The organism is Acinetobacter sp. WCHA39, from assembly GCF_002165385.1.
Classification (GTDB): Bacteria; Pseudomonadota; Gammaproteobacteria; order Pseudomonadales; family Moraxellaceae; genus Acinetobacter.
This window is the reverse complement of record NZ_NHRP01000014.1, coordinates 39,033-54,466: the sequence shown is the minus strand read 5'-3', so window position 1 is coordinate 54,466 and position 15,434 is coordinate 39,033. Positions and strand designations below refer to the sequence as shown.

Genomic DNA, 15,434 nt, shown 5'->3' with positions numbered 1-15,434 from the left:
TTAATAACCCAGTTCTGGCGCAACTGAAACTTTCGGTTTAAGCCCAACGAAAGGCAATGGCGCACCTAAAATTTCAGAAATATGCATCGCCGAGGTCACCGCAGATTCTAAAATTGGCAATCCATCACATGACCACGAACCACAATAAAACACTTTACGATTGAGGTCTAAATGACGTTTTTGAATTTGTTTATTCAACGCAACCGTCTCTGAATCAACAACAGCACGGGTGAGCTGTACCTTAGAAATAATTTTCTTAGGGTCAATATCAATTACAGGGCACCAAGTTTGGAATACGGCATTTTTGCCGACTAGGCTTGGTTCGATTGAATTAATCCACACAGTGAATTGCTGGCGGCTAAAATTCCGATCCATCATATAACTTAATACTGCCCAATCTTTACGGCGTTGTGGCATCACGATTGGATCGGTGTGAATAACCAAATCACCTTGTTCAAAACGGAACTTTTTCAGTAATGCAATATCATCTGCAAATTGTGGTTGCTTGAGAAAATTTTCAATGGCTGGTGTTGGTGTTGCAATAACAACTCGATCGAACAATTGGCTTGCACCTTGTCCATTTTCTACCAAAATCTTATCGCCTTGTTCTTCTACTTTTTCAACAGGTGAGCCACTATGGATAGCAATTCCATCAATCAGTCGATTCACGAGTGCAGGTGTTCCCCCTTTCATTCGCAATAAAGCGTCACCTTCTGTGAGTTGGCGAATAAATTCTAATAGGGGCTTGGCTGGCCACTCACCAATCGTTTTTGGATGGCATGTGCAAATGGTATAAAGCACTGGCATTACCGTACCATGCCAGAACACTTCCTCAATATGGTATTGATTCATGAACTCAGCTAGGGTGATGTCTTGATTATCTGATTTGAAAAATTGATGTACAGCTGTTTTGAGTTGTAGCATCCCTTTTACCAGACGCCAGCCATATTGCTGTATCCCTTTACGGTTATTAATAATTGGGAAATTTCCAATTCGGCTACGTGAAGTTGTTAGCCAAGTATCTGTTTTATCTTCAAATAACCAACTACAAGCCATAAATGTACGCACAGGGAACATTTCTATTCCCAAATAGCTGGCTAAACTTAAAGTATTTTTCCAAAGTTTTGGGTTCATCACACGTAATGGTGCATCAATTAAGCCCCCATCAAAGTCTATACTGTGACTGTCCATGCCGCGCCCAGCAAGTGCTTCGAATATCGTTACGTTATGTCCTGCATCATGTAGGATTCTGGCTGAGGCAAGTCCTGCCATACCACTGCCGATAATTGCAATATCCAAAATTATGTCCCATCAGTTGATGATTTTTCTTGATTATGACTGATAGTTAACCTAAATACGGTATTAAAAAATACCATATTCTGCATTTAAGCTAGACTTTTGTCTTAATGTGTCCATTCACTTATTGTTACATTTTAACACACTTCTTATTTTAAGCTTAAATCAATGATAATATTAACTATATTTTTTATACATTAAATAAATATACATAACATTCTTTATTTTTCCATTTTTATCCTGTTAGGGACTTTGCAAAGCTGAAATTTAGCGCTATTGTGATTAAACAATAATCAGAATCGAGTCACGTAGCAAACTGGATAATAATAAGTGACCTAATATTAAAACAATCAATAGAGAGCCTTATAGCGAAAGCCCATAACTTTAAAGGAGTTATGGGCTTTGTTATATGTGTCTATATATAAGGAAAATTAAGCTTTACATGCTGCCAAATTTACCACGATTGAAATCATTGATCGCATCTGTAATCTCAGCTTTGCTATTCATAACAAATGGCCCATAACCTTCAATCGGTTCATTCAAAGGTTGACCTGTTAAAATCAAGAATTTACTGTCTTGCTCAGCCTTGATCTTAAAATCAATTTCTTCACGGCTCAGTACAACCAAGCTTGGTGCTGCAATGTGTTGAGCATCATTTAAAATCACCTCACCAGAAAGTAGCACCAACAATGTGGTATGTCCTTCGGTCACATAAAACGTGTGCGCTTGATCTGCCACAACTTTACCATCCCAAACATTGACTGGACTGAATGTTGTAGCTGCGCCAATTGTCTCTTGATATTGCCCAGCAATCACACGCAATTCACTCCCTACATCATCCAAGTGAATGCTTTGGATATCTGCTGCTTCAATGGCTTGATATTTTGCAGGCGTCATTTTCGAATGAGCTGGCAAATTTACCCATAGTTGTACCATTTCAAACAAACCACCTTGATGAGCAAATTCAGGGGAATGAAATTCTTGGTGTAGAACACCGCCTCCAGCTGTCATCCATTGCACATCACCAGCTTTAATTGTACCACCGCCACCACTTGAATCCTTATGTGTCACTTCACCTTGATAGGCAATCGTTACGGTCTCAAAACCGCGGTGCGGATGGGTACCCACTCCTTGTTGAGCAGTTGTTGGTTCAAAACGGTACGGCGCTGCATAATCTAAAAGTAAAAATGGGCTAATCGCTTGTCCCAAACGATCATAAGAAAACAAATTGTACACAGGGAAACCATCACCAACCCAGTGCATATTTTTATTTTGATAGATACCAAGAACTTTCTTCATTTAGTTTCTCCTATTCAGGTAGAAATTCTTTTCTTGAGACTCATTTTACGCCTTGATGATCAACGCTTATAGATATGGATTAACAACAAATTATTCCACAAACAGGACAATCTTAAATTTTATAGATAATTTAGTACTAAATTAGGGTCTGTTGACATTTGCTGTATAAAAAATGGCGAGTAAGTAAAATTCAATATTTTTTTAAAAATAAAAAAAAGAACCTGATACATATCAGGTTCTTATTGTAATTAGAGTACAATATTTACATATTATACAAGTTAAAATGGTAAATCATCATCTAAATCAGCAGGGGCAGTCGCAGGCTGAGGTGCTGATTTTGGTGTATTAAAACCATTTCCTGCTTGTGGACTACCAGCATAATTACCTTGATTACCGCCAGCAAAACCTCCGCCCTGACCATAACCATTTTGGTTGTTGTTATAACCCGTATTTTGGTAACCACCACCTTGGTTATTGTTGTTATTAAAACGTGGTTGATTAAAGTCACCGCCGCCTTGTTCGCTTTGTTGACGCGTATCTAACATTTGCATTTGATCACCACGAATTTCAGTACTGTAACGCTCTTGACCGTTTTGATCTGTCCATTGACGAGTACGTAATGAACCTTCGATATAAACTTTTGAACCTTTACGCAAATATTGCTGTGCAATTTCGCCTAAACGGTTGTGTAACACAATACGATGCCATTCTGTTTGTTCTTTACGCTCGCCTGTATTCTTATCTGTCCAAGACTCACTTGTTGCAATCGAAAATTGAGTCAGGGATCCACCATTTGGAAAAGTTTTGGTTTCAGGATCTTTACCCAAAGTACCTACTAAAATAACTTTATTCACACCACGCATTAGCTGTCTTCATCCTATATATTTCTATGTTTTACTTTATAAGAGTTATGTTTAAATGGCTACCTCTTTGCCAATCAAGTGCGTTAAATCTTGTCGTCCAGCATCATCTATACACTGTTTATCGACTTTAATATAAGCAACTTGTTGTTCAGGCATCACCACGACTTCTTCAATACCACGAATTGCCAACAATTTTGAAGTCCATTCGTCCGTTTGTGTCATTTGAGGTAGAGGCAACACAATTGAAGACAAATATCGAGGTTGAGCCAGCCCAAAACTGACCAACAACCAAAGTATAGCAATCCCAGAGAGGACACTCCAGCCAAGTGCAGTATTCTGTAACATCAGAAGCTGTCCACCCAAAGTACCCCCAAAAAAAGCACCTAAGAATTGGCTACTGGCATTTATTCCCATCGCAGTTGCTTTAGATTGAATAGGTGCAACTTTCGATAACCAAGATGGCAATAACGCTTCCATGACATTGAAGGCGATAAAGAAAATACCAAGCCCTGCGAGCAATACATATTTCGATTCATAACCAAAAATAAGAATCAGTAAACCCACAATAATTCCAGCAATTGCTGACAAGAAAATACCACGCATTTTGCGATATTTTTCAGCAATAATAATACTTGGGAAAGCAAAGAACAGACTCAGCACCAATAATGGCAAATAAATCAAACCATGTTTTGCCAGTGGAATTTGTGCATATTCAATCAACTGAGAAGGAATATAAATAAACATTGCCGTGAGCAATAAGTGCAGAGAAAAAACAGAGACATGTAAGCGATTCAAATCGCCCATTTGAATGACTTGTTTCAACTGCGATAAATAACCTTGTTGGAAATTGCGATGATGTCGTGTGACTTTAGGCACGAGCAATAACATCAAGATCGCAGCCAATCCCATAATCGTTGTCACGAAAAATAGCCCAGAAATACCGACTAAGCTAGTGAGCCAAGGCCCTAAACTAAATGCCACTACGAAAGACAAGCCAATACTCATCCCCATCGCTGCCATGGCTTTAGTCCGCTGTTCTTCACGGGTCACATCAGCCAGTAAAGCCATGACTACGGCTGAAACTGCACCTGCACCTGCAATCGCACGACCAATAATCACACCATAAATTGTGTCAGATAAACCTGCTATCGCACCACCAATCGCAAATAAGAGCAAACCCAGTACAACCAATGGTTTACGACTAAAACGATCAGCCAACAAGCTAAACGGAATCTGCAAAATTGCTTGTGTTAAACCATAGACCCCTACAGCTAAACCAATGAGGGCAGGCGTGGCATATTGATAAGATTGTCCTGCCACTGAAAAGACAGGAATAATCATGAACAAACCCAACATGCGTAAGGCAAAAATGCTGCTTAAGGCAAAAGTTGAACGGCGTTCTAAAGCATTCATTATTGATAAGACACTATAACTGGCTTAGCGAATTATAAGCGATTCGCTTAACAAGGTTGTAAGTAGATTATGAAAAACACAATCTTTAGGAGAAAAAATAAAGGAGCAAATCGTGCTCCTTTATTTAAAATATATCACTTAGCTGAAAATAAACTTAAGAAGCTTGCTGTTCTCGCTTGCTATATTGAATAGATGCGATCACGGCCCAAACGATAAAAGCAACCCCGATTAGCCCCGTTACAACTTCAGGTACATGTAAACCTGTACCACTTGCGATCATGATAAATGCCAAAGCGCCAATCGCATAATGCGCACCATGTTCCAAGAAAATATAAGCATCTAACGTGCCTTTTTCAACAAGATAGATGGTCATTGAACGGACAAACATTGCGCCAATCGCAAGACCTAACATAATAATGACAACATCACTGGTAATCGCGAATGCACCGATCACACCATCAAAACTGAACGATGCATCTAGGACTTCAAGATATAAAAAACCACCAAAACCAGCTTTCACGACACCTGAAGCAGCGCCATTTGCATCATGCGTAACCGCATTACCATTTTCATCAATCTCTGGCTCACCACCAAGGAGATGACTAAGCACCTGTACGCCAATATATACGACAATACCCCAAATCCCTGCCATGGTCACAGCCAAACGTACAGACTCTTCAACATTGGCTGCCATAATAATCATGGCAATCAATGCGAGAAAAACAGACATGGCGGGTACACTGGCTAAATTTGCTAATTTTGCTTCTAACCACTTAAACCAATGCGTTTCTTTACCATCATCAAAGAAGAAGTTTAAAAACACCATTAACAGGAAAGTACCACCAAACGCTGAAATTTCAGCATGATGTGCCATTAAACGCTCTGAATAGGTTTTTGGATCATTCAATGCCATTTTAGCGACTTCAATCATGCCCATATCTGCCGTCACAGCAACAATAACGACAGGGAAAATCAAACGCATACCAAACACGGCGATTAGAATACCCACCGTTAAAAAAATCATTTTCCAAAAATGATCCCAATTACGTAATACCGAAGCATTTACCACAGCATTATCAAAGGATAGCGAAACTTCCATTACGGCCAAGATCGCAGTAATGGTCAATGCTTTAAGCATCGTAGCTACGCCTGCTTCAGGGCCATGCGTGTAGCCCCAATAGGCAGATAGTGCTAAACACACTACCGTAAAGAATATAGAAAAACGAAAATGCTTCATGAACAGCCTTATGCGAAATCGTTGAGTTATAAAAATGTAGCTATTGTAGGCGAGTTTCGACCCAAAAAGAGAAAAGATTGTTGGACTTGTTTGGCAAAAGAAACCATCCAAACCAGACTCTGTTATAGTGCTGAAAGATTTCTTTTATATGTACTTTAATAGGTTCATTTCATGACGTTTTCTCAAGATGTATGGCAACGTAATCACGATTTATATCAAAAAATATTAGCTCTACCATTCAATCAAGAACTAGCTAAGGGTACTTTAGATCGTAAAGCATTTTGTCATTATGTGATTCAAGATGCTCACTATTTACTAGCTTATGGTCGTGCGCTTGCTGTAGCTGCGGCAAAAGCCTATGAAGCAGATGATGTGATTCAATTTTCGGAAGCAGCAAAAATTGCGATTATTGTAGAACGTAGCCTGCATAGTGATTTTATGCAGGAGTTTGATGTCAGCAAAGCTGAGTTTGAAGGCACACCATTAACACTTGCCTGCCACCATTACACCTCTTTCCTAACCGCAACAGCTTGGTCAGAAAGTTATCCTGTGATTTTGGCAGCATTGCTTCCCTGTTTTTGGATTTATGCTGAGGTTGGTAAAGACATCGTAAACCAATCAGTTCCTAATAATCCGTATCAAGCATGGATTGATACCTATGCAGGTGAAGAATTTAATACGGCAGTGCGCAATGTGATTGCAACTGTAGATAAAGTGGCAGCACGTTGTGATCAAGACACTTTGGCGAAAATGCATGCTGCATACACTATGGGTGCAAAACTGGAATGGTTGTTTTGGGACAGTGCGTATCAGCAACGCCAATGGTTAGGTTTAGATCAAGCTTAATCGTCTAGCAGACCTTCATTTACATTTTTCACAGACATAAAAAAGCCCCTCATAGGGGCTTAGTCGTATATCGTATTGTCCGATATACTGTATGAGGCTCATCTCAAACTGGCTGCATTAAAACATAAATCAGATCGAGTGAATACCTTTAATTGCTTAAAAAAAGTTAACCGCAATTAAGGCAAGCAATGCGGGTACAGATTGGATATAAATAATTTTTTTTTGCTTGCCGTCAAAGCACCATAAATACCTGCAATCAACACACACTAAAAAGAAATTTGCCAAAGCCACCGCATAGGTTTCAGGTGCAATGAGTGCCCAAAACAAACCTGCTGCAAGAAACCCGTTATAAAGACCTTGGTTCTGCGCTAAATTTAGTGAGTTGGGCTTTTTCCAAGCTATTACCAAAAGCCTTTAAACGTGCATACGCACTTTGTTCAGTATGCTGCCAAAGCTGTTCGACTTGTACTTTATAGTCAGCCATGTACTGTTCTAATAGGGCACAACCAAATGCCTCTTTAGACGCAAAATAGTGGTAGAACGAACCTTTTGTCACGTCACAGGCTTTTAAAATTTCTTGTAAACCAACTCCCACAAAACTTTTACGCAATAACAATTCAAAACTAGTATCCAAGATATGTTGTCGAGTTGCTTCACTCTTGATTGATCGTTTCATAGCCACACCATAAATTAATATTAGACCAGTCATGTAGTAAATTTATGTATTTTTATTCTGCAACAGCTTTACGGTAGTAAAATCAAAAAAGGAATGATAAAAATACAACTCGGTCAGGATGTGATACTCGTTATAAATGTGATTTAACCGTCACAATTTGTAGTTTTAAATATTTTTATACCTCTTGAACAATTTTAAGGCGCTATCATATAAGACCCATTCAACAGCAAAATGCTGCTCAGAAATTATTTTAAATTGATTAGTATTGAGCTTTCTTTCAATACATTCAACTTAAATAATGAATGATCTATGAGATTGCTGTTCAATGTATTTTGATCTTCTATTTGCATATTACTGAGATGTTTTCATGAGCCAAAGTCATATCCGTATTCGAGGCGCACGTACCCATAATTTAAAGAATGTGTCACTCGATATTCCACGTGACAAATTTGTGGTGATCACAGGGCTTTCAGGTTCAGGAAAATCATCCCTTGCATTTGACACTTTATATGCTGAAGGTCAGCGTCGCTATGTCGAATCACTTTCAGCTTATGCACGCCAATTCCTTTCGCAAATGGAAAAACCTGAAGTTGACTCAATCGAAGGTTTATCACCTGCGATTGCAATTGAGCAGAAGTCAACTAGCCATAACCCTCGTTCAACTGTCGGGACAATTACCGAAATTTATGACTATTTGCGTTTGCTTTACGCACGTGTTGGAACGCCTTACTGTCCTGAACATGATCTCCCAATGGTGGCACAAACCATTTCAGAAATGGTTGATGCGGTAAAAGGATTAGAAGAAGGCACCGCACTGATGCTACTTGCACCAGTGGTGCGCGAGCGTAAGGGTGAATACACCCAATTATTTGAACAATTACAAGGTCAAGGTTTTGTCCGTGCGCGTGTCGATGGTGAAATCATTGATATTGATACCCCACCTGAATTAGACAAAAAGAAAAAACATACCATCGAAGTCGTGGTCGATCGCTTTAAAGTCCGTGACGATCTCGGCAATCGTATTGCAGAATCGTTTGAAACTGCATTACGTCTAGGTAGTGATATTGCGGTGTTGTCGTGGATAAATGGCGAACATCCTGAACGTGTGTTCTCTGCAAAACATTCATGTCCTGAATGTGACCGTGCCGTAGCTGAACTTGAACCACGATTATTCTCATTTAATAATCCATTTGGTGCTTGCTCTGTCTGTGACGGTCTAGGAACACGCAGCCATTTCAGCGCAGAAAAACTGATTCCAAATCCAGAAGTTTCAATCAGCCAAGGGGCGATTCGTGGTTGGGACAGACAACGTCCGTATTACTACACCATGCTGCAAAAAGTTGCGGATCATTTCAGTATTGATCTCGATCAGCCTTGGAATAGTTTAGATAAAGACACCCAAAAGAAATTTTTACAAGGCACAGGCAGAGAGAAAATCGACCTCAGTTATATCGATGAACGTGGTCGTAAACACAGTCGTGTACAAGCCTTTGAAGGAATTCTGCCACATTTAGAACGCCGTTATCGTGAAACTGAATCGAATTATGTGCGTGATGATCTCGCACAATATTTATCCAATGCAGCTTGTGATGCCTGTGATGGTTCACGTCTCAATGAAATTTCTCGCCATGTTCGTGTTAAAGATAAAACTATTGCACAAATCACCAAGATGTCGATTGGTGACGCTGAAAACTACTATCAAGACCTCAATCTTGAAGGTGCCAAAGGTGAAATCGCCGATAAAATCTTTAAAGAGATTCGTGAACGTTTACATTTCCTCGTCAGTGTCGGTTTAAATTATCTCAGTCTTGCACGTTCAGCCGAAACATTATCAGGGGGTGAAGCACAACGTATTCGTCTCGCATCGCAAATTGGTGCAGGCCTAATGGGTGTGATGTATGTACTGGATGAGCCATCTATTGGTCTGCATCAACGTGACAATGATCGCCTATTACAAACCTTAATTCGCTTACGTGATTTGGGTAATACGGTGCTTGTGGTTGAGCATGATGAAGACGCGATTCGTGCTGCGGATCATATTATTGATATTGGTCCTGGTGCAGGTATTCATGGTGGGGCAATTATTGCCGAAGGCACTTATGATGAGTTGGCAAGCCATGCTGACTCCCTTACAGGTCAATATCTCTCAGGCAAATTGAAGATTGAAGTACCGAAACAGCGTACCCAATCACCTCGTCCAAATGAAGTCATTAAGTTGTCTGGCGCAAGCGGACACAACTTACAGAATGTCGATTTGACCATTCCTCTCGGCATCATGACCTGTGTGACTGGGGTTTCAGGTTCAGGAAAATCAACGCTGATTAACCGTACCTTATTACCTTTGGCTGCGACCCAGCTCAATGGTGCAACCACACTGACCGCAGAAAAGTTTGATTCGATTGATGGTTTACAGCACTTAGATAAAGTGGTTGATATTGACCAAAGTCCGATTGGTCGTACCCCACGTTCGAATCCTGCCACGTATACAGGCTTATTTACACCAATTCGTGAGTTATTTGCACAAACGCCTGAAGCCAAAGCACGTGGTTACAGCGCAGGTCGTTTCTCGTTTAACGTGAAAGGCGGACGTTGTGAAGCCTGTGAAGGCGACGGCATGATCAAGGTCGCAATGCACTTCCTGCCTGATATGTATGTGCCTTGTGATGCCTGCCATGGCAAGCGTTATAACCGTGAAACTTTAGAGGTTGGTTATAAAGGCAAGAACATTTCAGACGTGTTAGAAATGACCGTAGAAGATGCTGCTGAATTCTTTAGTGCCATTCCTGTGATTCACCGCCGTTTAGATACCTTAATTCAAGTAGGTCTAGGCTATATTCGTTTAGGTCAAGCAGCAACCACGCTTTCAGGTGGTGAAGCGCAACGGGTTAAATTAGCGCGTGAGTTAGCAAAACGTGATACAGGTAAAACCTTATATATCTTGGATGAGCCGACAACAGGTCTACATTTCCATGATATTGCTAAGTTACTCGACATTTTGTATGAACTACGCAATAAGGGTAATACCATTGTGGTGATTGAACATAATTTGGATGTGATCAAGACTGCCGACTGGGTAATTGACCTTGGTCCTGAAGGTGGTTCTGGTGGTGGTCAAATCATTGCCGAAGGTACACCTGAGCAAGTCGCTGAAGTTGAGATTTCTCACACAGGGCGTTTCTTGAAGCCAATGTTGAAATAAATTTAATTGGTTCTCAAGTACTGGCGTAAATTTAGGTTGATTTCGTCTCTCTAGCTTGAATTTACGCCAACTCAAAGGTCATATCTTAAAAAATGATAAAGAACTGGGCAAAAAAAAAGCTCAACCTTGGGGAAAGTCGAGCTAGTAAAACACAATATATTGAGAAAATGTTACGAGAGAATAAAATGCAAATTAAATACCTCTCTTCAACCATTATGTGAATTATATCTCAAAAAGTAAAGTCGATTAAATAGATCAAGTTTAAATTTACAATCGTTTTTCCAAATTAAATTAGCTCTTAAAATTGAACTTCCCAAATTTTTTAATTGTCATGCTTCATTTACAAATTAAATTAATCGTATAACACAATTTTAATGAGATTAAAATCACATTTTTATTGGTGATTTATTACAGTTTTACGACATATTAAAACGAAAAAAAACGATAAACTCAATCGAATTAACCAATTAAGATACATCGTTTCAAAACAAGATTACTCGCTTAAATAAACATAAGAAAATATCTTATCTATATATTAATATTATATTTTTTCTAAAGTTGACAACCGAAACTCTAGCAGAGCAATTTTTAACCACCATTATTATCTTACATGATCATTTGTCGGAACATGTCATTTATTACATTGACATCATATTTTGTTACAATAGAATGAAATCCAACTTTACTCCTTACTGTAAAAGCTGGAAATTATTATGAAAAAACTCGGTTTAGCCACTGCTTTATTATTAGCCATGACCGGTGCTCAAGCTTACCAATTCGAAATCCAAGGTCAGTCTGAAGCTCTAGATTCTAACGATGAAAACAGAGATTTTAATAATTACACTGTTGGCGGACAAGCAACTTACTACTTCAAAAATGTAGATGCATCTAAAGGTCCTTTAGCAGAAGCAGCTTTTGTTAACCAAGCATCAAATGTAGCTCTTGGATATAACTTTGCTAATCTTGATGATACTAAATCTCAAAACGTAGGTGTTAAAGCTGAAGCTTATGTACCAACTCCATATACACCAGCGTATGCAAGCTTAAGCTATAGCGCGACTGACAATGACGGTAAATATGGTGAGAATGATGACCGTGGTCAGCGTTGGGCTGTTGAATTTGGTTCGGTAATCGCTCCTAACTTCCTTGTTGCTGTAGGTTATACGAACGTTGTTGAACAAACCTCTTTGGATACTTTCAAAATCTTAAATAAAGGTTTTGGTAAAGCAGTTGGTGAAACAGCGACTATCGATGACAAGCAAGATGCCATCACTGCTCGTACTAAATACGTTGGTGCTATCGATGGCACGCCTATGTCAATCGGTTTCGAAACAGGTATCGTTTACGGTGAAGACACTGCATACGAGTTAAAAACTGATTTGTACCTAAACTCTAAACTTAGCACAGGTGTTTCATACGCTAAATCAAGTTTTGCAGATACACCTGATTCAGCTTGGGGCGTTAATGTAAACTACTTTATTACCCCAGCAGTTGCTGTAGGTGCAAGCTATTTAAATGCTAATGCTGTAGGTACTGATGAAGATATGCAAACTATTGGCTTAAACGCTAAAGTACGCTTCTAATGCAGTCATAGATGTTCTAATTCAGCATCTATGCATAAAAAAACCCAGTTCATGAACTGGGTTTTTTATTGTCTTTAAACATTTGAATAAACGAATGAGTTATTCAACTTGTTAATTACATCTTTTTATCTTCGATATTTAATGCACTAATTGCTAAAACAGCTTGCGTACGGTTTTGTACGCCTAATTTGCGGAAAATAGCCGTGACATGCGCTTTGATCGTGGCTTCTGATACGTCTAACTCATAAGCAATTTGTTTATTGAGCAGACCTTCTGCCACCATCATCAATACACGGAACTGTTGTGGTGTAAGCGATTGCAGACGTTCTGCCAACGCCGTTTCATCCGCAGCTCTTGGATCGAAACCATGATGCATGGGTAAATTCGGTGGTAGCCAAATTTCACCCTCTAATACATGTTTAATTGCCTCGCCAATATGACTTGGATGTGATGATTTCGGGATATACCCCATTGCACCATGTGCAATTGCCCGTTGGATAATCGACACTTCTTCATGTGCTGATACAACAATGATTGGAATCGCTGGGTATTGTGCTCGTACGTATACCAAGGCAGAAAAACCAGATGCGCCGGGTAAATTCAGATCAAGTAATACAAGATCAGGTTCTGCACCATGCTCTAAGCGCTCATAGAATTCATCGACATCCGCAGTTTCCTGAATCTGTGCTTGAGGAAGACTATATCGAACCGCTTGAATTAAAGCATGTCTAAATAAAGGGTGGTCGTCTACAATTAAAATATTCATAAGCGCTGAGCTGTCTGCGAGTACGTCACTGTACGGTGTTTATTCAAATTTAATCTATCTTAGCCTATTTTTTAAATGAACTGTTGGTTAGACATCAAAACTTGTTTATTTCATCATAAATGCAAAACAATACAAATATTGATATAACTCACACAACATAGACCAATCAATACACACTATACAGAAATAACCAATAGAAACAGAGTATTAAATTCATTTAATTTTTTCTACTGAATCCTTTATAGGTATATATACAAAACAGATAAGCTTGCAGCATTTCCTTATTTTACAACTTGGCATGCGGTGTAGATAAATAAATAGCAATTCGAAATGATCTTTTAGGCCGCTATTATGTCCAATCACAATACTCTCTCTACTCCCCTTAATATTGTTGCAGTATCTGGTGGTTTAAACAGCCCATCAAAAACAGAAAGTTTAGTTAAGGCGATTCTGGATGAGCTTTCGGAAGCGATTAATATTAAAGTACATTTCGTCAAGCTGAGTGAAATTGGGCCTTTACTAGGCGGGGCAATTTATCGTAATCAGCTGCCACAACGGGTACAAGATGATTTGGCTGCTGTTGAAGCCGCAGATGCATTGATTGTTGGAACACCTGTTTATCGTGCTTCGTTTACGGGCTTATTTAAGCATTTCTTCGACTTTGTTGAGCAAACAGCTTTGGTTGATGTACCTGTGTTACTCGCCGCTTCAGGTGGCAGTGACCGTCATGCACTGGTGTTAGAACATCAATTACGCCCTTTATTCAGTTTTTTCCAAGCACAAACCTTACCGATCGGGGTCTATGCCACTGATCGTGATTTCACGCCTGAATATACGGTTAAAAGCGAGCAATTGTCTGATCGCGTCACCTTGGCTGTGGCACGTGCTTTACCAATTTTGGAATGGGCACCTGCCAAAGGCCAACGTGCTGCTGCCATCAAAGCTAAAACTGAGCAAGCCAATCAGAATCTCGGCATTAATAAACAAATCGAACAAGCAGAAGTCTTACCATCTGCGGCAGTACCGAATCTGGATGCAGCTGAATCTCGCTTACACCCGAAGTCAGCCAAGGAGTTAACCCACGTCGCATAAACCATATCTGTTATGGAGGATACAACGATGACAATAACAACATCAGCAATTAAATTTGCCTACTGGGTTCCCAATGTGAGTGGCGGTCTCGTTGTAAGCAATATTGAACAACGTACAAACTGGAGCTACGACTACAATGTGCGCCTCGCACAAGCAGCGGAACGAAGCGGCTTTGAATATGCACTTACACAAATCCGTTTTACCACTGGCTATGGCGCAGAAAACCAACATGAATCCGTGAGTTTCAGCCATGCTTTATTGGCAAAAACCGAAAAACTCAAAGTCATTGCAGCGATCCTACCAGGCCCTTGGAAACCTGTACTCGCCGCTAAACAACTAGCGACCATTGACTACCTCACCCAAGGGCGTATTGCGATTAATGTGGTCAGCGGCTGGTTCCGTGGCGAATTTGATGCGATTGGCGAACCTTGGCCTGAGCATGATGAACGTTATGTTCGTTCGGAGGAATTTATTCGTACCCTCAAAGGTATCTGGACAGCTGACAATGACAGCTTTGATGGCAAATATTACCAATTCCAAAATTACACGCTTAAACCGAAACCTTTGCAAAAACCTTATATCGAAGTGTTTCAAGGTGGCAGTTCCCGTGCAGCACGTGATATGGCCGCGCGTGTATCAGACTGGTATTTTACCAACGGCAATAGCGTTGAAGAAATCAAGAAGCAAGTTGATGATGTCCGCAGCAAAGCAAAGTTAGCCAACAGACAAGTCAAGATTGGGGTTAATGCCTTTATCATTGCCCGTGATACTGAGGAAGAAGCCAAAGCAGTACTGAATGAAATCATAGCTCAAGCCAATGTCGAAGCGGTGAATGCCTTCGGTGATGCCACCCGTGAAGCAGGTGCAGCAGCCCCTGAGCGTGAGGGCAATTGGGCAAAATCGACCTTTGATGATTTGGTTCAATACAATGATGGTTTTAAAACAAATCTGATCGGTACTCCGCAACAAATTGCGGAACGGATTGTGGCCTTAAAGAATGTTGGCGTTGATTTGGTTCTTTCAGGCTTTCTACATTTTATTGAAGAAGTAGAATATTTTGGAGCAAAAGTTCTACCGTTAGTCCGTCAACTTGAGCAACAACAGGAACAGCGTCTCGCAGCAAAATCAGCTTAGTTTTCAGTGCTGAATAAGAAGAAAAACAAA

At 39.9% G+C, this 15,434-nt stretch carries 12 protein-coding genes and 1 pseudogene; 5 read left to right on the top strand and 8 right to left on the bottom strand.

What is annotated here, in order from left to right:
- The 5 genes from CDG56_RS08880 to CDG56_RS08860 form a co-directional block, all read right to left on the bottom strand.
- Positions 1 to 1,299, bottom strand: a complete 1,299-nt coding sequence (locus tag CDG56_RS08880) for an FAD-dependent oxidoreductase (protein WP_087547636.1) — start codon at positions 1,297 to 1,299, stop codon at positions 1 to 3.
- A 435-nt stretch (positions 1,300 to 1,734) separates the two neighbouring features.
- On the bottom strand, positions 1,735 to 2,595 hold the full coding sequence (locus CDG56_RS08875) for a pirin family protein (protein ID WP_087547635.1): 861 nt from the start codon (positions 2,593 to 2,595) through the stop codon (positions 1,735 to 1,737).
- A gap of 278 nt (positions 2,596 to 2,873) precedes the next feature.
- A complete protein-coding gene (gene ssb, locus CDG56_RS08870; protein ID WP_005156773.1) occupies positions 2,874 to 3,458 on the bottom strand; it encodes a single-stranded DNA-binding protein in 585 nt (194 codons plus the stop codon).
- Positions 3,459 to 3,509: 51 nt separating this feature from the next.
- Positions 3,510 to 4,874, bottom strand: coding sequence for an MFS transporter (locus tag CDG56_RS08865; RefSeq protein WP_034602552.1), 1,365 nt, complete (start codon positions 4,872 to 4,874; stop codon positions 3,510 to 3,512).
- A 151-nt stretch (positions 4,875 to 5,025) separates the two neighbouring features.
- A complete protein-coding gene (locus tag CDG56_RS08860; protein ID WP_005156777.1) occupies positions 5,026 to 6,108 on the bottom strand; it encodes a DUF475 domain-containing protein in 1,083 nt (360 codons plus the stop codon).
- 171 nt (positions 6,109 to 6,279) lie between these two features.
- Between CDG56_RS08860 and tenA the strand changes: the two genes are divergently transcribed.
- Complete coding sequence (gene tenA / locus CDG56_RS08855; protein ID WP_005156779.1) at positions 6,280 to 6,954, top strand: thiaminase II; 675 nt, start codon at positions 6,280 to 6,282, stop codon at positions 6,952 to 6,954.
- A 156-nt stretch (positions 6,955 to 7,110) separates the two neighbouring features.
- Here tenA and CDG56_RS08850 read toward each other — a convergent pair whose 3' ends face one another.
- Positions 7,111 to 7,281: a DUF1304 family protein gene (locus CDG56_RS08850; RefSeq protein WP_413772785.1), complete on the bottom strand. Its 171-nt coding sequence runs from the start codon at positions 7,279 to 7,281 to the stop codon at positions 7,111 to 7,113.
- Positions 7,282 to 7,303: 22 nt separating this feature from the next.
- Positions 7,304 to 7,630, bottom strand: a pseudogene (locus tag CDG56_RS08845) (TetR/AcrR family transcriptional regulator); the annotation flags it as partial.
- Between the two features lie 367 nt (positions 7,631 to 7,997).
- On the opposite strand from CDG56_RS08845, the gene uvrA reads away from it, so the two are divergent.
- Complete coding sequence (uvrA, locus tag CDG56_RS08840) at positions 7,998 to 10,829, top strand: excinuclease ABC subunit UvrA (protein ID WP_087547634.1); 2,832 nt, start codon at positions 7,998 to 8,000, stop codon at positions 10,827 to 10,829.
- Positions 10,830 to 11,542: 713 nt separating this feature from the next.
- Positions 11,543 to 12,412 (top strand): porin Omp33-36, encoded by an 870-nt coding sequence (gene omp33-36 / locus CDG56_RS08835; RefSeq protein WP_087547633.1) that lies wholly within the window; start codon positions 11,543 to 11,545, stop codon positions 12,410 to 12,412.
- A 115-nt stretch (positions 12,413 to 12,527) separates the two neighbouring features.
- Here the strand turns inward: omp33-36 and CDG56_RS08830 are convergent, their stop codons facing one another.
- Positions 12,528 to 13,178, bottom strand: coding sequence for a response regulator transcription factor (locus CDG56_RS08830; RefSeq protein ID WP_004659931.1), 651 nt, complete (start codon positions 13,176 to 13,178; stop codon positions 12,528 to 12,530).
- Between the two features lie 351 nt (positions 13,179 to 13,529).
- Here CDG56_RS08830 and msuE point away from each other — a divergent pair, with 351 nt between their 5' ends.
- Both msuE and sfnG read left to right on the top strand, forming a co-directional pair.
- Entirely contained in the window at positions 13,530 to 14,270 is a 741-nt protein-coding gene (gene msuE, locus CDG56_RS08825) for an FMN reductase (protein ID WP_087547632.1), read from the top strand.
- 27 nt (positions 14,271 to 14,297) lie between these two features.
- Complete coding sequence (gene sfnG / locus CDG56_RS08820; RefSeq protein WP_087547667.1) at positions 14,298 to 15,404, top strand: dimethylsulfone monooxygenase SfnG; 1,107 nt, start codon at positions 14,298 to 14,300, stop codon at positions 15,402 to 15,404.
- Positions 15,405 to 15,434: the final 30 nt, after the last annotated feature.